The sequence below is a fragment of the Mesorhizobium sp. WSM4307 genome (assembly GCF_007003945.1).
GTDB lineage: Bacteria > Pseudomonadota > Alphaproteobacteria > Rhizobiales > Rhizobiaceae > Mesorhizobium.
On the sequence record NZ_VFTB01000002.1, the window covers coordinates 175,455 to 197,190 of the forward strand.

At 62.5% G+C, this 21,736-nt stretch carries 28 protein-coding genes and 1 pseudogene; 21 read left to right on the plus strand and 8 right to left on the minus strand.

Translation table 11 applies throughout. The features are described 5' to 3' along the window. Window positions 1–53 precede the first annotated feature (53 nt). A complete protein-coding gene (locus tag FJV83_RS04390; protein WP_095770666.1) occupies window positions 54–524 on the minus strand; it encodes a carboxymuconolactone decarboxylase family protein in 471 nt (156 codons plus the stop codon). 112 nt (window positions 525–636) lie between these two features. On the opposite strand from FJV83_RS04390, the gene FJV83_RS04395 reads away from it, so the two are divergent. From FJV83_RS04395 to FJV83_RS04405, 3 genes are all read left to right on the plus strand, one after another. After that, window positions 637–1,287 (plus strand): TetR/AcrR family transcriptional regulator, encoded by a 651-nt coding sequence (locus tag FJV83_RS04395; RefSeq protein WP_246689061.1) that lies wholly within the window; start codon window positions 637–639, stop codon window positions 1,285–1,287. Window positions 1,288–1,306: 19 nt separating this feature from the next. Beyond that, complete coding sequence (locus FJV83_RS04400) at window positions 1,307–1,912, plus strand: hypothetical protein (protein WP_142886387.1); 606 nt, start codon at window positions 1,307–1,309, stop codon at window positions 1,910–1,912. Between the two features lie 62 nt (window positions 1,913–1,974). After that, entirely contained in the window at window positions 1,975–2,823 is an 849-nt protein-coding gene (locus tag FJV83_RS04405) for a 23S rRNA (adenine(2030)-N(6))-methyltransferase RlmJ (RefSeq protein ID WP_142886388.1), read from the plus strand. Between the two features lie 35 nt (window positions 2,824–2,858). Here the strand turns inward: FJV83_RS04405 and FJV83_RS04410 are convergent, their stop codons facing one another. Further along, complete coding sequence (locus FJV83_RS04410; RefSeq protein WP_246691794.1) at window positions 2,859–3,707, minus strand: AraC family transcriptional regulator; 849 nt, start codon at window positions 3,705–3,707, stop codon at window positions 2,859–2,861. Window positions 3,708–3,842: 135 nt separating this feature from the next. On the opposite strand from FJV83_RS04410, the gene FJV83_RS04415 reads away from it, so the two are divergent. The 6 genes from FJV83_RS04415 (at window position 3,843) to FJV83_RS04440 (ending at window position 7,445) form a co-directional block, all read left to right on the plus strand. After that, on the plus strand, window positions 3,843–4,265 hold the full coding sequence (locus FJV83_RS04415; RefSeq protein ID WP_142886389.1) for a VOC family protein: 423 nt from the start codon (window positions 3,843–3,845) through the stop codon (window positions 4,263–4,265). Window positions 4,266–4,295: 30 nt separating this feature from the next. After that, window positions 4,296–4,658 carry a DoxX family protein gene (locus FJV83_RS04420; protein ID WP_095791810.1) on the plus strand — a complete coding sequence of 121 codons (363 nt, stop codon included), beginning with the start codon at window positions 4,296–4,298 and terminating at the stop codon, window positions 4,656–4,658. Window positions 4,659–4,747: 89 nt separating this feature from the next. Next, window positions 4,748–5,200 (plus strand): hypothetical protein, encoded by a 453-nt coding sequence (locus FJV83_RS04425; protein WP_142886390.1) that lies wholly within the window; start codon window positions 4,748–4,750, stop codon window positions 5,198–5,200. Between the two features lie 130 nt (window positions 5,201–5,330). Next, a complete protein-coding gene (locus FJV83_RS04430; protein ID WP_095788299.1) occupies window positions 5,331–5,912 on the plus strand; it encodes a TetR/AcrR family transcriptional regulator in 582 nt (193 codons plus the stop codon). After that, window positions 5,909–6,745, plus strand: a complete 837-nt coding sequence (locus tag FJV83_RS04435) for a DMT family transporter (RefSeq protein ID WP_095791807.1) — start codon at window positions 5,909–5,911, stop codon at window positions 6,743–6,745. Before FJV83_RS04430 ends, FJV83_RS04435 begins: the two co-directional genes overlap by 4 nt. Window positions 6,746–6,833: 88 nt before the next feature. After that, on the plus strand, window positions 6,834–7,445 hold the full coding sequence (locus FJV83_RS04440) for a LysE family translocator (protein ID WP_142886391.1): 612 nt from the start codon (window positions 6,834–6,836) through the stop codon (window positions 7,443–7,445). A 108-nt stretch (window positions 7,446–7,553) separates the two neighbouring features. Here FJV83_RS04440 and FJV83_RS04445 read toward each other — a convergent pair whose 3' ends face one another. Next, on the minus strand, window positions 7,554–7,865 hold the full coding sequence (locus FJV83_RS04445) for a transcriptional regulator (protein ID WP_095770656.1): 312 nt from the start codon (window positions 7,863–7,865) through the stop codon (window positions 7,554–7,556). 643 nt (window positions 7,866–8,508) lie between these two features. Here FJV83_RS04445 and FJV83_RS04450 point away from each other — a divergent pair. Both FJV83_RS04450 and FJV83_RS04455 read left to right on the plus strand, forming a co-directional pair. Further along, on the plus strand, window positions 8,509–8,889 hold the full coding sequence (locus FJV83_RS04450; protein ID WP_185973416.1) for a hypothetical protein: 381 nt from the start codon (window positions 8,509–8,511) through the stop codon (window positions 8,887–8,889). A gap of 414 nt (window positions 8,890–9,303) precedes the next feature. Continuing rightward, a pseudogene (locus FJV83_RS04455) lies at window positions 9,304–9,899 on the plus strand (glutathione S-transferase). A gap of 62 nt (window positions 9,900–9,961) precedes the next feature. Here the strand turns inward: FJV83_RS04455 and FJV83_RS04460 are convergent. Beyond that, on the minus strand, window positions 9,962–10,618 hold the full coding sequence (locus FJV83_RS04460; protein WP_095770654.1) for an outer membrane protein: 657 nt from the start codon (window positions 10,616–10,618) through the stop codon (window positions 9,962–9,964). 413 nt (window positions 10,619–11,031) lie between these two features. Here FJV83_RS04460 and FJV83_RS04465 point away from each other — a divergent pair, with 413 nt between their 5' ends. The 7 genes from FJV83_RS04465 (at window position 11,032) to FJV83_RS04495 (ending at window position 16,590) form a co-directional block, all read left to right on the plus strand. Next, on the plus strand, window positions 11,032–11,796 hold the full coding sequence (locus FJV83_RS04465; protein ID WP_142877863.1) for an SDR family oxidoreductase: 765 nt from the start codon (window positions 11,032–11,034) through the stop codon (window positions 11,794–11,796). Next, window positions 11,793–13,859: an excinuclease ABC subunit UvrC gene (gene uvrC, locus FJV83_RS04470; protein ID WP_142886393.1), complete on the plus strand. Its 2,067-nt coding sequence runs from the start codon at window positions 11,793–11,795 to the stop codon at window positions 13,857–13,859. Before FJV83_RS04465 ends, uvrC begins: the two co-directional genes overlap by 4 nt. Window positions 13,860–13,956: 97 nt before the next feature. After that, entirely contained in the window at window positions 13,957–14,553 is a 597-nt protein-coding gene (pgsA, locus tag FJV83_RS04475) for a CDP-diacylglycerol--glycerol-3-phosphate 3-phosphatidyltransferase (RefSeq protein WP_010915213.1), read from the plus strand. Between the two features lies 1 nt (window position 14,554). Continuing rightward, window positions 14,555–14,812 (plus strand): molybdopterin converting factor subunit 1, encoded by a 258-nt coding sequence (gene moaD, locus FJV83_RS04480; RefSeq protein ID WP_095770651.1) that lies wholly within the window; start codon window positions 14,555–14,557, stop codon window positions 14,810–14,812. A gap of 4 nt (window positions 14,813–14,816) precedes the next feature. Then, window positions 14,817–15,296: a molybdenum cofactor biosynthesis protein MoaE gene (locus FJV83_RS04485; RefSeq protein WP_095770650.1), complete on the plus strand. Its 480-nt coding sequence runs from the start codon at window positions 14,817–14,819 to the stop codon at window positions 15,294–15,296. A gap of 95 nt (window positions 15,297–15,391) precedes the next feature. Beyond that, entirely contained in the window at window positions 15,392–16,156 is a 765-nt protein-coding gene (locus FJV83_RS04490; RefSeq protein WP_142886394.1) for a YbaY family lipoprotein, read from the plus strand. 164 nt (window positions 16,157–16,320) lie between these two features. Then, window positions 16,321–16,590 (plus strand): hypothetical protein, encoded by a 270-nt coding sequence (locus FJV83_RS04495; RefSeq protein ID WP_095770648.1) that lies wholly within the window; start codon window positions 16,321–16,323, stop codon window positions 16,588–16,590. A 115-nt stretch (window positions 16,591–16,705) separates the two neighbouring features. Here the strand turns inward: FJV83_RS04495 and ndk are convergent, their stop codons facing one another. Further along, window positions 16,706–17,128, minus strand: coding sequence for a nucleoside-diphosphate kinase (ndk, locus tag FJV83_RS04500; protein WP_095770647.1), 423 nt, complete (start codon window positions 17,126–17,128; stop codon window positions 16,706–16,708). 361 nt (window positions 17,129–17,489) lie between these two features. Here ndk and FJV83_RS04505 point away from each other — a divergent pair, with 361 nt between their 5' ends. Then, entirely contained in the window at window positions 17,490–17,756 is a 267-nt protein-coding gene (locus FJV83_RS04505; protein ID WP_095770646.1) for a DUF2934 domain-containing protein, read from the plus strand. 82 nt (window positions 17,757–17,838) lie between these two features. Here FJV83_RS04505 and FJV83_RS04510 read toward each other — a convergent pair whose 3' ends face one another. Then, window positions 17,839–18,531, minus strand: a complete 693-nt coding sequence (locus FJV83_RS04510; protein WP_095770645.1) for a glutathione S-transferase family protein — start codon at window positions 18,529–18,531, stop codon at window positions 17,839–17,841. Window positions 18,532–18,598: 67 nt separating this feature from the next. On the opposite strand from FJV83_RS04510, the gene FJV83_RS04515 reads away from it, so the two are divergent. Continuing rightward, window positions 18,599–19,111, plus strand: a complete 513-nt coding sequence (locus FJV83_RS04515) for a DinB family protein (RefSeq protein ID WP_019857317.1) — start codon at window positions 18,599–18,601, stop codon at window positions 19,109–19,111. 23 nt (window positions 19,112–19,134) lie between these two features. Here FJV83_RS04515 and FJV83_RS04520 read toward each other — a convergent pair whose 3' ends face one another. Together FJV83_RS04520 and FJV83_RS04525 are read right to left on the minus strand one after the other, a co-directional pair. Further along, a complete protein-coding gene (locus tag FJV83_RS04520) occupies window positions 19,135–19,725 on the minus strand; it encodes a GNAT family protein (protein WP_185973417.1) in 591 nt (196 codons plus the stop codon). Window positions 19,726–19,790: 65 nt separating this feature from the next. Beyond that, window positions 19,791–20,750 (minus strand): LysR substrate-binding domain-containing protein, encoded by a 960-nt coding sequence (locus FJV83_RS04525; protein WP_095770643.1) that lies wholly within the window; start codon window positions 20,748–20,750, stop codon window positions 19,791–19,793. A gap of 112 nt (window positions 20,751–20,862) precedes the next feature. Between FJV83_RS04525 and FJV83_RS36315 the strand changes: the two genes are divergently transcribed. Continuing rightward, a complete protein-coding gene (locus tag FJV83_RS36315) occupies window positions 20,863–21,699 on the plus strand; it encodes a hypothetical protein (RefSeq protein ID WP_185973418.1) in 837 nt (278 codons plus the stop codon). The last annotated feature ends 37 nt before the right edge of the window (window positions 21,700–21,736 follow it).

The following is a 21,736-nucleotide window of genomic DNA, read 5'->3' on the forward strand; positions in this document are numbered from 1 at the left end:
GATTGGGGATGGATCGACCTGGAAGCGGTCGACCGCTTCCAGGTCGAAATAGCCTACTGCCCGCCCATTTCCTTCTTGAATGTGTCGAAATCGACCTGCATGCCGTTGAAGATGGTGCTCCAATGGCGGGTCAGCGCGGCCATTGCCACGGCTTCCTGGATCTCCTCGTCGGTAGCGCCGGCGCGCTTGGCGTCCTGCGTATCCGACCAGATGCAATAGTTGCATGGGATCTGCGCCGCCACCGCAAGCGAGATCAGCGATTTGACCTTTGGCGGCAGTGCCGTCTTGTCGCTGAGCTCGATGGCCTTGACCTCGGCCCAGGCGCCGGGCAGACCGGCCTTCGGAAACTGCTTCACGAAACTCGGTACGCCGCCCATGGTCGACTGGATATCCTTGAGGGTAGCATCATAGTCGTCGGCATAGGCAGGTGCCGCGACCAGGGCCAGCGCACAGCCGGCGACAGCGAGCAGGCAGCCGTGGTGTATCGATGAAAGCACGGATGAAGGAATGCGATAGTTGGACATGACATTCTCCTCTGGTCTTTGTTAGCCTTACGATGTAAGGTGATGCGGAAAATGAACCTTACAGTGTAAGCTGTCAAGCGGCGCGATGGACACGTCAATCAAAAAAAAGCGAGTGCGCGGGCGCCTGTCGCGCGAAATGATCGAGGACGCGGCCTTCGAGGTGATCGAGAAGGAGGGACTCGCCGGCTTTTCGATGCGCAAGCTGGCGGCGGTACTCGGCTGCGAGGCGATGAGCATCTACCACCATTTTCCTTCGGTGGCGCATTTGCACGAAGCGCTGGTCGACCGGCTGGTCGGTGCTCTTGAAATGCCGGATGCCGACCTTCCGTGGCGGCAAAGAATGCGCATCGCCATCGAGGATTTTCGCCGTATCGGCCGCGACCATCCCGCCTATGCTACCTTCTTAGTTACCTACCGGATGAACTCGCCGGTCTGCCTTGCCTGGCTGAACGGCATTCTTGGTCTGTTCAGGGATGGCGGCTTCGACACCGAACTCAGCGCGCGGCTGTTTCGCGCCGTCGGCTACTATCTGATGGGTGCCGTGCTGGATGAGAATGCGGGCTATGCCAAAGGTCCGTCGGCGGTGAACACGGTCAGCGACGAGCAACTGGCCCGGGATTTTCCCGACGTCATGGCCGCCGGCCGCTTTTTCGGTACCGCCGAATTCGACAAGACCTTCGAGCTTGGCCTCGACATGCTGCTGGACGAGATGGAACGCCTGCGCGACGGTGCCGGCGCTGGCCAGTTGTCCGGCAAGGTGTGAATACGAGGTGAGTGTCTGAATGCGCTTTCTGTTTGTCCTGATCCTGCTCGCCGGCACCGGCGTCGGCTTCATCTATCCCTGGGCGATGGCCAATTTTTCCGGCCGCGAGATCGGCACCTGGCGGGTCTATGAGCAAGGCCGCTTCAAGCCGTTGAGCGTGTCGCTCTCAAGCCGCGACGCGCCGGTCCGCGTCCTGGTCGACCTCACCGCGCGGGCCGAACGCATCGTTTCGCAGCAGCGCACGGTGTTGACGCTGACCGCCGGCACCAATGGCCGCACGGTGCTTGCCTCGACGTTGCAGTTCAACCATGTCGACAATCCGCGCCAGGCCAGCCCGCAGCTGCCCGACAAGATCTTTCGCGACGACGCAGGCGTCATCGCAAGCGTCAATTCCGGTTCATACCTTTTCACCGTCGGTCCGGGCGACGCCGAGGACATACCGATGCGGGCCGTCGATCTCATCCTGCGCTCCGGTGTCGGCGAAACCGACCGGCGTGCGCGGCCGGTCGGCTTCGCCCTGATGGCGGTCGGCTTGATCGGCTTATTGTTGTCCCTGCGTTCCGGCGGCGGCCGGCCGGGCAATCCGAACTCGCAACCACCGCCGCCGCGTTGGGGCAGGGGTTGACGGATGTCGCCCAAAAGTGTGCAGCGGTTTTGGGGTAACGACATGCGTAACGGCAACAGATCATGAACTACCGCCACGCCTACCACGCCGGAAATTTCGCCGATGTCGTCAAGCACGTCGTGCTGACGCTTCTGCTTGACTATCTCAAGCAGAAGGACAAGGCATTTCGCGTCGTCGACACCCATGCCGGCATTGGCCGTTACGATCTATCCTCGGTCGAGGCACAGAAGACCGGCGAGTGGCTGGGCGGCATCGGCAGGCTGATGGATGCCTCGTTCGATACCAGGGCGGGCGCGCTGCTGGCGCCCTATCTGGACGCGGTGCAGTCGCTCAATCCCGGGGACAGCGTGAAGAACTATCCGGGCTCGCCGCTGCTCGCACGCCATCTCCTGCGCAAGCAGGACCGGTTGTCGGCGATCGAACTGCACCCGAAGGACGCCGCCAGGCTGAAGGCGGAATTCGCCGGCGACTTCCAGGTGCGGGTGATGGAACTCGATGGCTGGCTGGCGCTCGGAGCGCATCTGCCGCCGAAGGAGAAGCGCGGCCTTGTGCTTATCGATCCGCCCTTCGAGGAGGAGGGCGAGTTCGGCCGCCTCGTGGATGGGCTCATAAGGGCACACAGGCGCTGGCCTGGCGGCATCTATGCGCTGTGGTATCCGATCAAGGACCGCAAGGCGGTGATTGCCTTCAGGAAGGCACTGAAGCAATCCGGCATCCCGAAAATCCTCGACATGGAATTCGAGATTAGGCCGGCCTCTTTGGAACCCAGCCTCGATGGCAGCGGCATGGTGGTGGTCAACCCGCCCTTTACGCTGGAAGGCGAATTGCGAACCGTGCTGCCGGCCCTGCACAAATTGCTTGCCGTGGAAAAGCCGGCGCACTGGTCGCTGGAATGGCTGGCTGGAGAGTAGGCTGCCTTGGCTTTCGACCTCGTCGGGCGGCGCTGCTATGTTTTCGAGGAGGCGTCCGCGTGCGTCGATGGCGTGACGCCGGACAATCGCCGGCTCTCGCGTATCAGATGAGCCTGATCCGAGTAGCCGGCTTCGACCGCCAGCACCGCGGTTGAAGCATCGCCGGACATTTGCCTCAGGCGCCGGTAGCGATGAAAGCGCAGGATGCGGTCGAGCGTCTTGGGGCCATAGCCGAAACTTTCCTCGAAACGGCGACGCAGCGTCCGCTCGCTCATATGCAAGGTGCGCAGCAGGAACGGCACCAGCGGCCTGTCGGCCGGCAGTCCCTGGTCGACAACGTCAAAGGCAAAACCCATGGCCGCATCGGGCGCACGGTGGTCTTGCGTGTATGCGCCGATCGCCTTCTCCAATTGTCCCGCCATGCCGGCGAGATCGGGCATGGCGCGGACACCGCCTGCCAGATGGCGCGCCCGCGCCCCCCAGAGGTCAATGAGGTCGAGGCGTTCTCCGACGATCTGGTTGGCCGGCACGCCCAGCCAACCGGCGGCCGCCCCCGGCCGGAATCTGAAGCCGACAATCGTCGCCCCTGACGGCAGTATCTCGATCTGCGGCTCCCGGTCGGGTCCCGCGATCCGGAATCTGCCGTCGATCCACTGCAGGTCGATCGTCGCATCCGGCGTTATCACGACCGGTGGAGCGTCACGGTCCCGCATGCGGTGGACCCAGACGGACGCGAAAGCGGCACCCAGCCGCCTGTCTGCGGGGCGTTCCTGGAAAGAGCCGGTGGTCTGGGCCAGTACCGCTTCCATCCCTTCAGCCTTCGTCAGCCTGCCCGGCCCTGGTCTTCTCGTCGGCTCGTCGTTCTGGTCCACGGTCTCAGCCATTTTGGCCGAAATCTTCAATGCGGGCCGCTCCCGCCATGGCAAACCATACCAAGCCTTTCGGTGCCATTCGCAATCACTTCGGCGCCTAGGTCACCGATACCGTGCAAGTCCAGAATATAGAAAGGAGAAACCAAAATGAAAGCTCGCATCAGTGTCATCACGCTTGGTGTCGATAATCTGGAGGCGTCGCTCGAATTCTACCGAAACGGACTGGGGTTTTCGACCGAAGGCATCATCGGCAAGGAGTTCGAGCACGGCGCCGTCGCCTTCTTCGATTTGCAGAACGGCTTGAAGTTCGCGATCTTCGAGCGCTCCAACATCGCCCATGACGCCGGCGTCGCCCAAACCGGCCGCAGCCCGACCGAATTCACCATCGGTCACAATGTCACGAGCAAGGCCGAGGTCGATGCCGTGATGGCGCAGGCCATCAGCGCCGGCGCGCGCCCCGTCAAGCCCGCCCAGGACACATTCTGGGGTGGCTATGCCGGCTATTTCCAGGATCCGGATGACCATCTCTGGGAAGTCGTCTTCAACCCTGCCTTTCTTCCCGAGGACTGAACCCCGGCAGGCATCTGGCAGGAGGTAGGCATGTTCGCTCAAACGGTTCAGGCGCTGGGCGCGCTTCTGATCGGCGGCGTGTTCGTATGGGCCGGCGTCGAACATTTCGTGAAGTTCAGGGCAATGGCCGAGTATCTGGCCGCCCGGCAATTTCCGGCCCCTGCCTTCCTGCTCGCCGCGGGTTCGGCGTTGGAGATCGTCGCCGGCTTCTTGCTTGCCATGGGCATCGCGGTGCCTTTCGCCGCCGGCGCGCTGGTCGTGTTTACGCTGGCGGCGAACATGTTCCTGCTGCGGTTCTGGGCCTGTGAGGGCCTGGAACGGCAGACGTCGCGATCCGCCTTTCTGGTCAATTTCGCCGTGATTGGCGGATTGCTGCTTGCGGCAACCGTCTAGTCTTGTTCTGGAAACCATTGTTTCGGCAACCGCTTGACCGCCGCCGAGCGAATCCGCACAGTGCGCGCAATCGACCTTGAGAGGCTGCCATGACTCGCTTCGCCAAATCCGCACTTGCCGCTCTGATTTCGCTCTGCACCCCGTTTGCCGCGCCTCTCGGTATCACCCAGGCGGCGCAGGCGGCCGACCTTGCCGTCTATTCCGACGACGATGGCGGCGTCTGCGGCCAGCCCTGGGTGCTGAGCAAGATCACCAGCCGCTTCTCCTACCAGGTGCATCACGTGCCGCACCTGCCGGATGTGCAGATCACCGATTTCCGGCGCATCCACCAGCATCGCTATCTGCCGGCCAATGACACCTGGCCGATCGGCCGCCGCTATTGCGGCGCCACCGTCAGTCTCTCCGACGGGCGCGACCGGACCATCTGGTACCTGATCGAGGAAGGCCAGGGCTTTGCCTCGATCGGCGACAATGTCGAATTCTGTGTCTCGGGATTCGACCGCTGGATGGTCTATAACGGCCGCTGCCGCGTCCTGCGCTAGACGCAGCCTCCCTTCGCGATTGCTTTGGCGCCTGCGGCTCGATCGACCGTAGGCGTTTTGTCGTGTTGACAGAAGGCGCGATCCATTGCATAGATATGAGACAGACCTGTCTCATCATCAGGCAAGCACCATGGCACCGTCAACTCCCTCCGACAAACGCCAGCATGTCATCGAAACCGCCTATGCGCTGTTCAACCGCGCCGGCTTTCATGCCACCGGCATCGACCGGATCATCGCCGAGGCCGACGTGGCCAAGATGACGATGTACCGGCATTTCCCAAGCAAGGACGAGCTGATCGTCGCGGTGCTCGACTATCGCGCCAGGCGTTTTGACGATCAGCTCGACCAGCTTGCCCAAAAGAGCATCACGCCGGAGCAGAAAATCGCAGAGATTTTCGACTGGCATGGACGCTGGTTCCGCAGCCCGGATTTCCACGGCTGTCTGTTCGCGCATGCGCTGGCCGAGTTCGGCGATCCCGGGCATCCGGTGTTCGAGGCTGTCGCCAGGCAGAAGAATGGCCTTCGGCAGCGCATGCGATCGATCCTGTCGGAGGTGATGCCGCGCGGGCGGGCCGAGAACGTGGCGGCGACGCTGTTGATACTGATCGAAGGTGCCACCCTGATGGCGCAGATGGGGCAGGCGGATACCGCATTGCGTGAAGCGCGCAAGACGGCCCTGGACATCGTCGCCGCCTCGCGCAGACCACAATGAGCCCGCTGGTCATCGGGCTCGCGCTCTTCGCGGCGATCCTGCACGCAAGCTGGAACGCCTTCCTGCGAACCGGAGCCGACAGGTTGTGGACCGTCACCGTCATGAGCTTCTCCAGCACGGCGCTGGCCGTTCCGCTGGCCATCTTAAACGGTTTTCCAGCTACATCGGCCTGGCTCTATGTCGCCCTCTCGGCCTGCCTGCAGGTCGGCTACAGCGTCTTCCTGGTGGCCGCCTACAGATATGGCGAATTGGGACAGGTCTATCCGATTGTTCGCGGCAGCGTGCCTCTGCTCGTCACCCTTGGTGGCTTCCTGCTCGCCGGCCAGCAACTCACCGTTCTGGAGACCGTCGGCGTTGCCCTGGTCGGCGGCGGCATCATGGGTCTGTCACTCGGGCGCGGAAGAGCCGCCACGACATCGATCCTCTACGCGCTGGCAACGGGAGCAATCATCGCCGCCTATGCGACGGTCGATGCGATCGGCGTTCGTGTGGCGGGCAATGTCGGCGCCTACACGGCCTGGGTGCTGCTGGCCTATGGTGCATTGCTGCCGGCGACCTTCGTTGCTTGCCGCGGCCGGCTTGCTGTCGACCCGCGGGCGCCGGAAACGTGGAAGGCACTGGGCGGCGGCCTGTTCGCGCTTCTCGCCTATGGCGTCGTGGTGGCGGCCTTCGCGCTCGGGCCGGCCGGCCCGATCACCGCGATCCGCGAGACCAGCGTCGTCTTCGCGGCCTTCATCGGCCGGCTGTTTCTTGGCGAGACGCTGACGCCCCGCCGGGTCGGCGCCTGCGCCATCGTGGCGCTCGGCGCCATCTGCCTCGGTTATCAATCGTGACGACAATCTGAACTTTCGGGCTATCGACGGCAGGCAAATCGGCTAACCTGGACACCCGAGAGCAACACGTCACTTTCGGGAAACCTTCATGGACCTTGCCACCATCCTTGCCTTCGCGGCAGCCTTCTTCGTGTTCGCCGCCAGCCCTGGCCCCGACAACATGACCATCGTCGCCCGCACGATCTCCAGCGGCGCCGCGTCGGGCATCGCCTATGGCGCCGGCACGGTGGTCGGCATCCTTATCTTCCTGGTGCTCGCAGCCCTCGGCCTGTCGATCATTGCCGCCAAGATGGCAATCGTCATGACGGTGCTTCGCTACGGCGGAGCGGCCTATCTGATCTGGATGGGCATCAAGCTGTGGACGGCCGTGCCCGTGCCGGAACTGCAGCCCGTCTCACGGCGGCGCGGGCTGCTGACGATCTTCGCCACGGGTGTCGCGCTCAATCTCGGCAATCCGAAAATGCCGCTGTTCTACGTGGCGCTGTTGCCCAACGTGCTCGGGGCTTCGCTCACACCAGCGCATCTTGGCATTCTGGTCGCGGTGATCCTGGCTGTCGAGATTGTGGTGATCGGCGGGCATGTTCTCCTCGCCGGCCGTGCCCGCAGTCTGCTGCGCACGCCCAGCATAGTGCGCCGGGTCAACCGCGCGGCAGGCGGCGTCATGATCGGCGCCGGCGTTGCCGTGGTCGCCGCGCGCTAAAAGCAATTCCAGGAAAAGTGTGAAATGGTTTTCCCGGGAAAAGCGCATGGCGCTTTCCCGAGGGAATTGCGTCAACGCATAGAGTTAGAGATCGCTCAGTCGCAGCGCCTATTTCCTGCGTTGCGTCACTTCGGCCTGATCGATGATCTTGCGAAGAAAAGCAATGTGGCCGCGAAAGGCCCGCCGCCCAATTGTCGTTGCCTTGACCCGGGTCTGCGGCCGTCGCCCGACGAAAAGCTTTTCGACATCGACATAGCCCGCTCTGGCCAGCGTATCGATGTGCGCTCCGAGATTTCCGTCGGTCGTTTCGATCATGGCCTTCAACTGGGTAAACTCCAGCGCCTCGCGCTTTTCCAACGTGTTCAGGATGGCCATGATCCTGAGCCGTATGCTCTGATGGATGATGTCGTCGGCGCTCACCGATAGGCTCTACTGCGGCAAGGCCCTGGACCGTCGCAACATGGCCCGGCGATTGCGGGCAACGGTCCTGTCTGTTGCCTTTGTGTGACCGAAATCAAATCGCCAGCTCCTGAATTTACGCAGAATACTCTGCCTTGCAGAGTTGTCTGTCAATCAGCCGCTGGCGATGGAACTGCGCTTGACAAGGTGATCTTCAGATTGGTCGTCGCGTCGCGCTCGTGATCCGCATGGATCGCTCACTCGTAGAAGATGATTGCTTCGATGAGGTGGCAGGTCGTGATATTCGCGGACGAAGATCATGCGTGAAGCCGCTCGCTAATCTTCGCGGCTTCATGGCGGCTTCGCATCGAGAATGCCGGTGTGAAATTGCTTGCGATATAAGAAGATCAGCAGCGGATTTTTGCGATGATGAGTCCGATCGCGTGTCGATCTCAACCAAAATTTAAGCTGAGAAAATCATACCATTGCTTCGCTGGCTAGCGAGCCGCGAGTCAGATATGCATTGCGCGCCGGGGTCATTCACGGCCAACGGCATAACGTGAAGGGGCATGACATGGCTAAGCAGTCATCTAAAGCGCCGGCATCCAAGGCACCGGCAAAGAAAGCACCCGCAAAAGCAGTCGCGGCGAAGGCCGCAACAGCAGTGAAGAAAGCAGCGCCTGCGAAGGCGGCGGCCAAGCCCGCGGCAAAGGCAGCACCGGCCAAGAAGCCGGTGGCGGCCAAGGCTGCGGCAAAGCCGGCAGTGAAGAAGGCGGCGCCCGCCAAGGCAGCGGCAAAGCCCGCAGCGAAGGCCGCACCGGCGAAGAAGCCGGCGGCCAAGGCAGCAGCGAAGCCCGTGGCCAAGCCCGCGGCCAAGAAAGCAGCGCCCGCCAAGGCTGCGGCAAAGCCTGCCGCGAAGGCAGCGGCAAAGCCGGCCATGAAAGCAGCAGCGGCCGCGACCAAGCCCGCGGTAAAGAAAGCCGCCGCGCCGAAGGCCAAGGCAGCGCCTGCGAAGGCGAAGGCGAAGGCTCCGGCCAAGAAGTAGATGGATCGTTGGGGCGTCGCGTATCCCTTCGGGGTTCGCAAGGACGCTCTGACGCTCTGGATCGAAGCTGTTCGGCAGCGGGTTCAGCCTTGAGGCTGAACATCGGGATGGGACCGAGGGGCAAGCAAAGCGAGGCGCCGGTTGGCTGCCTCGCTCGCTCCTTGGATCGTCTCCTTGCCGCGGTCGGCGAAGGCCCGGGTGCGATGCCTCGGGTTCGTGAGATGCGAATGCAGGTTGAATCCCGTCAACCTGCCGTCGTCGCTCGTGTTTCCAGCGTACCAGTCCGTAGGCTTGTCCGGGATGTCTGGAGCGGAAACCGCCACCGGTTTCTGGCCGCTGTTTTCTCGCGCTCTGGCGATTGATCGCAAGCGCCTGTCCAGTCAACACTGGACGCCTGCAAACAGGAAACCGATCATGCCGAAGCTGCTCTACGCGCCCGCCTCTCCCTACAGCTCCAAGGTAAGGATGGCCGCGACCTATGCCGGGATCGCGATCGATCTGGTGCCGGTCAAGACCGAGGACAAGCCGGCCGAACTGATCGGCGCCAATCCGCTTGGCAAGATCCCGGTGCTGGTGCTCGACGATGGCCGTTCCATTCACGACAGCCGCGCCATCACCCAGCACCTCAACCGGATTTCGAAGAACGCGTTGTTTCCGCGCAATCCCGACAAGCGGCTGGAGGCGGAAGTGCTGGAGGCACTGGCCGACGGCATCTGCGATTGCGCGCTGTCGATGGTCTATGAACGCCGCACCCGGCCCGAAGAGATGGTCTATCAGCCCTGGCTCGACCGGCAGTGGGCGAAGATCGCCGCCGCGCTCGATCTGCTCAATGCCAACCCGCCGAAACTACCGAAGAAGATCACGGCCGGTCAGATGGCGTTGCGCGCTTGCCTCGGCTATCTCGCGCTGCGTTTCGCCGGCAAGTGGAAAAAGGCCGTGGCCGGCTGACTCGCTGGGCAGCACGTTTCGACGAAAAATTTCCGGAGCTGAAGTCGGCGGTTCCGGCCTGAGCGGCCGACAATAAAAAAGCCGGGCACGAGGCCCGGCTTTTTCGTGTCGTGGCTTGAACGACTTAGAACTTCATACCGAGGCCGAAGGTGACGCGGTTGTCGGTGGCCTTGACCTTGCCGATACCATCGAAGCTCTTGCTGCCGAAGTCGGTGTAGCGGTACTCGACACGGCCGAAGACGTTGTCGGTCAGCTTGATGTCGGTGCCGACGCCGGCGGTCCAGCCGATCATGGTGGCGGTGTCGCTGGCAGGAATGACCGAGTCTTCCACCTTCAGGCTTCTGCCGGCGAGACCGCCGGTGCCATAGAGCAGGATTTCCGGGGTCACGGCGTAGCCAAGACGGGCACGCAGCGATCCTTCGAAGCCGCCCTTCGAGTTGATGCCGTTGTCGTCACCCTTGACGCCGTTGTAGCCGAGTTCGGCTTCACCGCCGTACACGAAGTTCTCCTGCTGCCACTGATAGCCGCCGAAGACGCTGCCGACGAAACCCTTGGTGTCGGTCGAAACGTCGAAATCCTTCTCCTTGGTACGGCCGCTGAAGCCGTAGCCAACGTTAAGACCGACATAGGGGCCGGCCCAGGATGCGACAGGCAGTTCGGCGACCGGTGCGGGTGCCGGGGGCTCTTCCTGGACGACGTCTGCGGCATAGGCAGTACCACCGAGGGCGAAGAGCCCGAGGGCAACGGCCAGCGGCCGTGCGAATTTGAGATTGGCTTGCATTGTTCTTTACTCCTTAAGCCACAGGACACAGGCTTGTTTCTCACGATCGCCATCAACCCGTCCGGGGGGTGAAACGGATCTGGCGTTCGTCGGTTCCAAATGTCGTGTCAAAATGAGGCTGAAGCGAACCTGAACTTGGGTCATTACCCGGCGCGAATGAGGCGGAACCTTGACGTTGCATCTTCGCAACAGCGAAATGTCAGCAGCCATTTCATGCTGCGCTGCACACCGCTTGGTGCAAGGAGTCCAGCGTCCTATATTGCGTTCCGGCGCTTCCGACTCCAAGACGGGTCGGCATGCCGAACCGGGCGTTTCGCCACAATGCTGCCCCAAGTGCGAATGCCGTTTAACGCATGCCGGGCCATATTTCGTCGGCGTCGTGTTTTCGGGCCGAAATTGAGGATTGACAGCAGATGAGCAAAGCCATTGCCGCGGCCCTGGTGACCGGCGGGGCGAAACGGGTCGGCAAGGCAATTGTCGAAGACCTTGCCGGCCATGGCTTTGCCGTCGCCATCCACGCCAATCGCTCGCACGACGAGGCGGATGCCTTGGCCGCGGGGATCAATCGGTCTGGCGGCCGTGCCACCGTGGTTGGGGCGGATCTGACCGACATGAGCGCCGTCAGCGGCCTCGTCGGCCAGGCGCAGGCCGCCCTGGGTCCAATATCGCTGCTGGTCAACAATGCGTCGCTTTTCGTCGGCGATTCCGTTGAGGATTTCGATTGGCAAGCCTGGGACCGCCACTTTGCCATCCACGTGAAAACGCCGGCGCTGTTGGCGCAGAATTTCGCTCGCGCCTTGCCTGAAGGGCGCGAGGGGCTGATCGTCAACATCATCGATCAGCGCGTCTGGCGGCCGACGCCACGCTACTTCTCCTACGCGTTGTCGAAGTCGGCTTTGTGGACCCAGACGCAGATGCTGGCGCAAGCGCTCGGCCCGCGCATTCGCGTCAACGCGATCGGGCCTGGCCCGACTCTGAAGAATGTCCGCCAGGACGATACCGATTTTGACGCACAGCTCGCTGGCCTGATCCTGAAGCGCGGCCCGGAATTGCCGGAATTCGGCGCCACCATCCGCTATCTCTGGGATGCGCGCTCGGTCACCGGCCAGATGATCGCGCTCGACGGCGGCCAGCATCTTGCATGGCAGACGCCCGATGTGACAGGCATGACGGAATGAGTCCTTTGGATCACAAAAACAAGGCGCGTGGCGGCGCCGATGACCTGCCTCCCGAAATCGACCTCGAGGACGAGGCGCTCGAGGAGATCGTCGAACCGACAGGCCCGGATGTCGCCTTCACCGCCATCGACTGGACGCCGCATGCCGGCGATGCCGAAGGCATGGTCGGCGCCGAGGTGATCCAGACCTTGGTCAAGCGGCTGCCCAACGCGCCCGGCGTCTACCGCATGATGAACGCCGCGGGCGACGTGCTCTATGTCGGCAAGGCACGCAGCCTGAAGAAGCGCGTCACCAACTACGCGCAAGGCCGGTTCCACACCAACCGCATCGGCCGCATGGTGCGCGAGACGTCGACGATGGAATTCGTCGTCACCCGCACCGAGATCGAGGCGCTGCTGCTCGAAGCCAATCTTATCAAGCGCTTGCGGCCGCGATTCAACGTGCTGATGCGCGACGACAAGTCGTTTCCCTATATCCTTTTGACCGGCGACCATGTCTCGCCCGGCATCTACAAGCATCGTGGCGCGCGCTCGCGAAAAGGCGACTATTTCGGCCCGTTTGCTTCGGCCGGCGCCGTCGGCCGCACCATCAACTCGCTGCAGCGCGCCTTCCTGCTGCGCAGCTGCACCAACTCGTTCTACGAGAACCGCACCCGGCCGTGCCTGCTCTATCAGATCAAGCGCTGCGCCGGCCCTTGCACCGGCGAAATCTCGCATGAGGGCTATGCCGAACTGGTCGCCGAGGCGAAGGATTTCTTGTCCGGCCGCAGCCAGAAGGTGAAGACCGAGATTTCGGCCGCCATGGAGCAGGCATCTGAAGACCTCGATTTCGAACGTGCCGCCATCTATCGCGACCGGCTGGCCGCCCTGTCGCATGTGCAGAGCCATCAGGGCATCAACCCGGCGACCGTCGACGAGGCGGATGTCTTCGCCATCCATCAGGAAGGCGGGCAGGTCTGCATCCAGGTCTTCTTCTTCCGCACCGGCCAGAACTGGGGCAACCGCGCCTATTTCCCGAAAGCCGATCCTGCCCTGGAAGGATCGGAAGTATTGGGCTCGTTCCTGGCGCAGTTCTACGACGACAAGCCGACGCCGCGCGCCATCCTTCTGTCGCACGGCGTCGAGGACCAGGAATTGCTGGCCGAGGCGCTCTCGACCCGCGCCGGCCGCAAGGTTGCGATCTCTGTGCCGCAGCGCGGCGAGAAGAAGAACCTGACCGACAATGCCTTGCAGAATGCGCGGGAGGCGTTGGGCCGCAGGCTGGCCGAAACCTCGACGCAAGGACGGCTGCTTGCCGGTTTCGCCGAGACCTTCGGCCTGGCCAAGCCGCCGGTGCGCATCGAGGTGTACGACAACTCGCACATCATGGGCACCAATGCCGTCGGCGCCATGGTTGTCGCGGGACCGGAAGGGTTTGTGAAAAACCAGTACCGGAAATTCAACATTCGCTCGACCGAGATCACCCCGGGCGACGATTTCGGCATGATGCGCGAGGTGATGGAGCGGCGCTTCTCGCGGCTGCTCAAGGAACATGGCGATGTCGCGCCCGACGACACGGCCTCGGCGCAAGCGGGCGATGATGTCGAAGACGACATCTCCGGCAGCTTCCCCGCCTGGCCCGACGTCATCCTGATCGACGGTGGCCAGGGCCAGATGACGGCGGTGCGCAAGATTCTCGCCGATCTCGGCATCGAGGACCGCGTCGTGGCCATCGGCATCGCCAAGGGCCAGGACCGCGATGCCGGCCGCGAGCGTTTTTTCGTCAAGGGCAGGGATTCCTTTTCACTGCCGGTGCGCGACCCCGTGCTCTATTTCGTCCAGCGGCTGCGCGACGAGGTCCATCGCTTCGCCATCGGCTCGCACCGGGCGCGGCGCAAGAAGGAGATGGTCAAAAGCCCGCTCGACGAGATCGCCGGCATCGGCCCCGGCCGCAAGCGCGCGCTGCTGCTTGCATTCGGCACCGCCAAGGCGGTCAGCCGTGCCGCGATCGAGGATCTGAGGAAAGTCGACGGTATTTCCGAACAGGTCGCCAAACTGGTCTACAATCATTTTCACGAAAGTTAAAAAATTCAGCACTTTCAGCTGGCCAGTCGAATCTGGCCTGTTGACCCCCTACATTCGCTTCTGATTTGAGTACGCAGGCAGAAAGAGTCCACCAGATATGGCCCAGCGCGCGTTCAACCTGCCCAACATGCTGACCTATGCCCGCATCATTGCGGTGCCGCTGGTGGTGCTGTGCTTTTTTCTCGAAGGCCATCTGAAATCGAGCGACTTCGCCCGCTGGTCGGCGCTGGTCATTTTCCTGCTGGCGTCCGTCACCGATTATTTCGACGGCTATTTTGCGCGCGCCTGGCAGCAGACCTCCAATATCGGCAAGATGCTCGACCCGATCGCCGACAAGCTGCTGGTCGCGACCTGCCTTTTGCTGCTTGCCGCCGACACCGATCGCCATGCCGGCATTGCCGGCTGGTCGCTGTGGGCGGCCATCATCATCCTGTGCCGCGAGATCCTGGTTTCTGGCCTGCGCGAATATCTGGCGGCGCTCAAGGTCTCGGTGCCGGTGACGCAGCTTGCCAAGTGGAAGACCACCATCCAGATGGTCGCTATCGCTTTCCTGCTGGCGGGACCGGCCGGTGACAAGATCTTCCCGCTGACGACGCAGACCGGCCTTGTGCTGCTGTGGATCGCGGCACTCGTCACACTCTACACAGGCTACGACTATTTCCGCGCCGGCCTCAAGCACATCATGGATGAGTGAAATGACGACCCGCCTCATCTATTTTGCCTGGGTACGCGAACGGATCGGCATGCCTGAAGAGCATGTCGAATTGCCCGCCGGCATCGAGACGGTCGCCGATCTCTTGCGCTGGCTGCAATCGCGCGGCGAGGGCTACGAACATGCGCTGCAATATCCCGACGTGATCCGCGTTGCCATCAACCAGGAACATGTCGACCACCGCGAAAAGATATCGGGCGCGCGCGAGATCGCGCTGTTCCCGCCGATGACCGGGGGCTGACACCGTGTCGGCCGTCCTGGCGCTGACCGTGCGTATCCAGCGCGAGGATTTCGACGTCGCCGCCGAGATCGCCGGACTGACGGCGGGCCGCACCGACATTGGCGCGGTGGTTTCTTTCTCCGGGCTCTGCCGCGATGAGCAGGGCGCGCTCACGGCACTGGAGCTCGAACATTATCCTGGCATGGCGGAGGCCGAGATCGGCCGTATCGCCGCCGAGGCGGTTGAGCGCTGGCCGCTGCAGGGCCTCACCGTCATCCACCGCCATGGCCGGATTCGTCCGGGCGAGAATATCGTGCTGGTGGTGGCCGCCTCTGCCCATCGCCAGGCCGCGTTCGAAGCGGCGAACTTTCTCATGGATTACCTCAAATCGCGCGCGCCCTTCTGGAAGAAGGAGCATCGCGCCGATGGTTCTGAAGGTGGCTGGGTCGAGGCCAAGGAAACCGACGCGCAAGCGGCAGAGCGCTGGAAGTCATCGTCCGAATAAATCCCGTCGCAGCCATGTATTGACCGCAATCCTTTGGCCAATTGCGTGAGGTTGATCAGCCCCGGGGATTGGCAGTCCGGGTAAGGGAGGCGGTCATGCTGGACAGGCTCGCGGAGTTCTTCGTCTTCGGTTTCGTGCCTCTGGTCGTCGGCATCCTGGCGGTGCCGGAATTGTCCGTGGCCGCTGAAAACGCGGTGAGGGGCGAGGTGATCTATCGCGAGCGCATCGCCCTGCCGCCCAGCGCCGTGCTTTCCGTCCAGCTCGCGGATGTTTCAGTAGCCGATGCACCGGCCAGGATCATCGGCGAGCAGACTATCAAGCCGGCCGGCCAGGTGCCGATCAGCTTCGAGATCAAATTCGATCCGTCGGTGATCCGGTCACAGATGACCTATGCGCTGCAGGCGCGGATCACCGTTGACGGCAAGTTGATGTTCATTTCCGATGTGCGCCATCGGCTGGACCCGCTGACCGACGCGCCGCAGACCATCATGCTGAAGTTGGTGGCGTCAGGCACCGAGCCGGCGGCTTCCATCTTTGGCCAGCTCTGGGTGGTCGACTATGTCGATGGCATTGGCGCCATCACCGCGCCGCAGGCGACGTTCAGGATCAGCGAGGCCGGCAAGGCCGGCGGCAGCGGCCCCTGCAACACCTATTTCGCCACCGCGAAAGTCGATGGCCAGGCGATCGCCATCAGCGACGTCGGCTCGACCTACAAGGCCTGCGCGCCGGAGGTGATGGCCGAGGAAAAGGCCTTGTTCGATGCCTTGGCCAAGGCGGCGTCATACAAGGTCGACGCCGGCAAGCTCGCCATATCGGACAAGGACGGCCACGAAATCCTGCGCTTCAGCGCCGCGAGTTAGCGCTTAATTCGATCGCCCGACACTTTCCGGAATAATTCGGGCAGGAGAAGCGTTTCTCTCCCAGACATGGCGGGTAGGCAAAAGGGATATTTTCGAATGTCCCTTCGTTGAAGCCGCCAGACCTGCTGCGGCTTGTTCTGGCCTTAACTCAAAGGAGTCCAGAGATGAAAACGCACGCGCTTATCCTTGCTGTCACAGGCGTATCGCTCCTTGCTCTCACCGGCCTTGCGAAGGCGGACGACCATCTGTTCAATGCCCTTCAGCATGGCCTCAGCGCCGATGGCCGACCCTTCCAGACCAACAAGGCCGGCCACAGCGGCGATCTGGCGCCTGGGCAGGGTAGTCCGTTTGCAGGTGCCGACACCCAGACACCGGCCACCGACACGGCGGCAGCGAACGCCCATGCGAACGTAAAAGATCGTCAGCCGAAGTGACCAGCACCGCCACTGCGATGCGCAGCGGCGTTGGCAGCGAGACCTGACCATTGCGTCAATGAAAAGGCCGGCGAAATGCCGGCCTTTTTACGGGGTACAAGGTGCGACTGTCGGCTCAGCCGACGATCTCGGTGTCCGAGAACCAGTACTTGATCTCCTGCGCGGCGGTTTCCGGCGCGTCGGAGCCGTGCACCGAATTTTCGCCGATCGACAGCGCGTGCACTTTGCGGATGGTGCCTTCGTCGGCGTTGGCCGGGTTGGTGGCGCCCATCACTTCGCGGTTCCTGGCAATGGCGTTCTCGCCTTCCAGCACCTGGACGATCGTCGGAGCCGACGACATGAACTCGACCAGTTCGCCGAAGAACGGACGGTCCTTGTGGACGGCGTAGAAACCTTCCGCCTCACGGCGGCTCATCCAGACGCGGCGCGAAGCGATGACGCGCAGGCCTGCATCTTCTAGCATCTTGGTGATGGCGCCGGTGAGGTTGCGCCGGGTTGCGTCCGGCTTGATCATGGAAAAGGTGCGTTCGAGCGCCATTGGTCGTCCTTGTCTGAGAATGGAATTGAGAGTGGCGGGCTCTATACAGGCCGCCCCGCCCATTGCCAAGGGGTGAGGAGCGGTCCCGAAGCGGACGGAAAGCCAATTGCCTGGCGTTCCGAGCGACGAATGGTGAAGCCCTGTCGGCCTTTGGGCGGATTGAAAGGTCCAGTGCATCTTTCAAGGGGTTTGAACGCCCGAAGGGCAGGGACCGCGAGCGAAGGACCGGAGCAGTGGGCGCTTCCATGTCAGGCCGGCAAGCCGCCAGGGCGAGATCAGACGGCTGCACAGCAACGCTTTGCTTGCTATAGTCACGCGTCGGCGCCGCGCTGAAGTCGGCCCGAATGGAGACAACACGACCATGGCAGACGATCGTCAGGACCGCATTCGCAACCGCGCACACCAGATCTGGCAGGAAGAGGGGCAACCGGCCGGTCACCACGAACGCCATTGGCACCAGGCGGCCGCCGACATCGATCGGGAGGATGCGGGTAAGCCGTCGGCAGCCACGAAGCCGGCCAAGAAGGCCCCTGTCGCCAGCAAGGCCAAAGCCGCTCCCAAGGAAGAAAAAGCTGCCGCGAAAGCCAGCAAGCCGAAGACCAGCAAGCCAAAGAAGGCGGCCAAGTAGGCCGGCTATCCCGCCGCTGATTTCCGCCACGGATTGATGGCGCGTCCAACCTGCCTCGCGGGAGGGCCAGCGCTTGCGGCCGTCAGGCCGCCGCGGCAACCTTTCGTCCCAGCCCGCCATGCAGGTCGAGGCAACGCGCGAACCATTGCGTCACGACATCGCTGTCTTCAAGCAGCTGGTAGGGCGTGGCGATGCGCGCCCATTGCAGCGCGCCGAAGACGATGTAGTCCGCAAACAGCGGCGAGGCGCCGCCGATGAAAGGCTGGTAGCCCAGCATCGAGCGCAGCGGCTCGAGCGAAGCCCGAAACGCCGCCAGGCCGGCATCGCGCGCCGCGACGACATCTTCCAGCTGCTTGCCGAAGCGCTGCTCCCGGCTCTGCCGGAAATACACGGCGTTCTCTTCGTCCTGCATGGCATGGAGATCGACGAGCGCCGCAGTGGTGACGTAGGGATGGATGGTCAATTGCGACCAGCGCTCGATGAAGCGCGCCATCGCCTTGCCGCCTTCGCCGCCAAACAGCGTCGGCAGATCCGGATAGGCTTCCTCCAGATAGAGCGCGATGGCGAAGGAATCGATGACGACCTTTTCGCCGTCGCGGATCACCGGAACGGTTCTCGAAGCGCCGCCCTCGATGGTGGGCACCTCGAGAAAACGCGTCGGCGCGGTCGAGATATCGAGCCCCTTGTGGGCCAGCGCCATCGTCGCCTTCCAGCAATGTGGACTGAACGGACGGCTCTCGTCACGCCCGACGAGCTCATAAAGCAGAATGGTCATTGGCGCGGGTCTCTTTGCGGTCTAGGTATCGCTCGCGACACCCCGAAACGGGGCGGCTGGAGAAAAGATGAAACAGCATTTCATGATGTTTGCGGCGTATAATCAATGGGCCAATGGCCGCATCTATGATGCCGCCGCGGACCTCGATGAAGAGGAGTTCAATCGCGACGTCGGCGCCTTCTTCGGCTCGCTGATGGGCACCCTCAACCATCTGCTCGCTGCCGATCGCATCTGGATGAAGCGCTTCACCGGCGAGGGCGACGCGCCGACGGCGCTGGATGCCATACTGCACCGGGCCTTGCCCAAGTTGAGGACGGCGCGCGAGGCGGAGGACCGGCGGATCATCGACTGGCTCTCTGGCCTGAGCGACAAGGCGCTGTCGGGCCGTTTCACCTATATGACCCTGTCGGACATGCGCACCGTCTCGCAGCGTCTTGCGCCCGCGCTGGCGCATGTCTTCAACCACCAGACCCATCATCGCGGCCAGGCGCATATGATCCTGACGGTCCTCGGCCGTCCTTCCGTGCCGCTCGATCTGGCGCATTTCCAGCGTACCGAAGAGGGCAGGGCTTTCGCCTGATCCGGGCGAGCTGCCTGCGCCGACTACCGCCGCATCTTCTGCAGAAGCATGGCCTTCACGTCAGGCCATTCGGAATCGATGATGCTGAACCGCACGGAATTGCGTTTCCTGCCGTCCGGCATGATCCGCTCATTGCGAACGATCCCTTCCTGCTTTGCCCCGATCCGCAGAATGGCCGCTCGCGATGCGTCATTGAGCTCATCGGTGGTGAACTGCACCCGCACACACGCCATGACCTCGAAGGCATGCGCCAGGAGAAGGTACTTTGCCTCGGTATTGACCCCTGAGCGCTGAACCGAGGCACTGACCCACGTGTGCCCAATCTCCAATTTTCTGTTCATGCGATCGATCTTCCAGAACCGCGTGCCCCCGCAGACCGCTCCCGTGCCGCGCAGGACGATTGTATAAGGCATGACAGTCCCGGCCCGTCGTCCAGCCAGGGCGCTGGCTACATAGTCATCGATCGTTGCTGGCCCGGGAACCACGGTCGCCGTGAGGTTCCACAGCTCACCGTCCGCGGCTGCACGCAGAAGGCCCTGCGAATGCCCCGGCTGAAGCGGCTTGAGTTCAACAATCTTGCCGGTCAGGGCGGGTTGCAGGGATTGGACGTCCATTAGCCGACGGTTCTCAATTTTTTGACCGGCGGTCATCGGGGGAAAATTGGGCGCTGATACGAATTTCAGACAGCTTCGGTAGCCAGATCGCGGATTTCACTGTCCAATTGGCGTTGCGTCAATGCCGCTTCCGCCATGACCCATTGTTTGAACAGCAGCACCTTGCGTGCGGCAAGGCACTTGTGGGGGGAGACGAAATACCAGCCGGCGGTATTCGGATGGTGGACGGCAAAGGGAGCGACCAGCCTTTCGGCGCGGATGTCGCTGGCCATATAGGCACGGTTGGCCACGGCAAAGCCCATTCCGGCATTGGCGGCCTCATAGGACATCATGCACGAGTCGAAATAGATGCTTTTGGTCTCGCTGAGCACGAAACTGGCGCCGGCAAAGCCAAGCCAGGACTGCCAGTTCTGGGTACAGGTGTCGGAATGCAGAAGCGTGAAGTGCCTGAGGTCGTCGGGCGTCACCTTTGACACCGGCTTGTTGCCAAGAATCTCATGGAACAGTTTGCGGCTGCACACCGGTGTCAGGTCTTCCCGAAACAGCAGATCGGATGGCAGCCCGTTGAAATGGCCGTCTCCATAGCGGATTTCGAGATCGAAATCGGAGGCCGTGAACTCATGCGTCGCGTAGGAGGTCGACACCCGCATCACGATATCGGGATGTCGCCGCTGGAACTCCGGCAGGCGCGGAAACAGCCAGCGCGCGGCGAAGGTCGGCAGCACGGATATTTTCAGCACATGTTCCTGCGATTGTCCGGTCGCTTCCATGCTGGCGGCGACGATCCGCTCCAACGCCTCGCGAACACGCGAGACATAGGTCTCGCCTTCCGGCGTCAACGACACCGCATTGCCACCGCGCTGGAAAATCTTGAAACGCAGCTGATCCTCCAGGCTCTTGACGCGCTGGCTGACCGCTGAGGCGGTGATGAACTGCTCCTCGCCGGCCCGCGTGAAATTCCCGTGGCGCGCAGCACTCTCCACGATTTTCAGCGAATTGAGGTTGACCTGACTGAGCAAACGCACGGGCTTCGACCTTAAGCTGGGCTTACACTAGCACCAGCATTCCTAATTTTACAGGGGGGGCTAATTTAATCGACTGTTAATCAAGTGTTTGCCCCCCACTTGGAGAAGTACAATGAACGCACATACCATACCCGAACTGCGCTATGCGATGAGCCGTGAGGCCATTATCGGCCACGAAACCGCCTGGAAAGTGTCGAGTTTCGGCGTTGCACAGTATCTGCATGGCTATGACCCGGCACTGCTCGCCGCAATCGAGGAGGCCGCTTTGAAGCTCAAGGACAGTCATGCCGTGCACAAGCACCTCGACCTGACCTTCATCACCGGCGCCGACCGTTTCATCCCCGAAATCAAGGAATTGCTGCACGACAAGCGGCGTCTGGAGCGGCTGTCCGACATGATGGGCACGAAGCTGGAGCCCTATCCGCTGTCGATCGTCGGCTCGACCGTCACCTTCATGAATCCCAGGGACGGCGCCGTCGAATGGCATTGCGACGGCGTCCCGGTCACCGAACTCATTCCTTTGTCGATCAGCAACCCGCTGGTCGGCGGCCATCTCGAAATCTATTGCGACGATTCCGAGACGGGCCGCGCCATCCTCGAATCCGGCCGCGAGATCCCGCGCAACCGCATCATGCGCATCGATCACAAGATGAATTACGCGACCCTCGGGCAATTCCTTGGCGTCCTGCATCGCACGGCGCCGATCCAGTATGGCGAGCGCGTCACCCTGGTGCTCAACCAGCGTTCGGTGGCCAAGCCCTATGTCGACGACAACCGCATGTTCTATCTTGCCGCCGACAATGATCACGACCGCGACTGGGTCAACGAATTGGCCGAAGACGTCTGGACCAACCAGCTGCCGGCCTATCGCCGGTTCGAGGCGGAGCATCCGACGCCCGCCTCGTCCGCCGAAGCACAGGTTTCGGGCGGAGCCAGGGAATCATGGTAGTCAACCATGATCCCGAAAAGTGGGAGCCGGTCTTCGG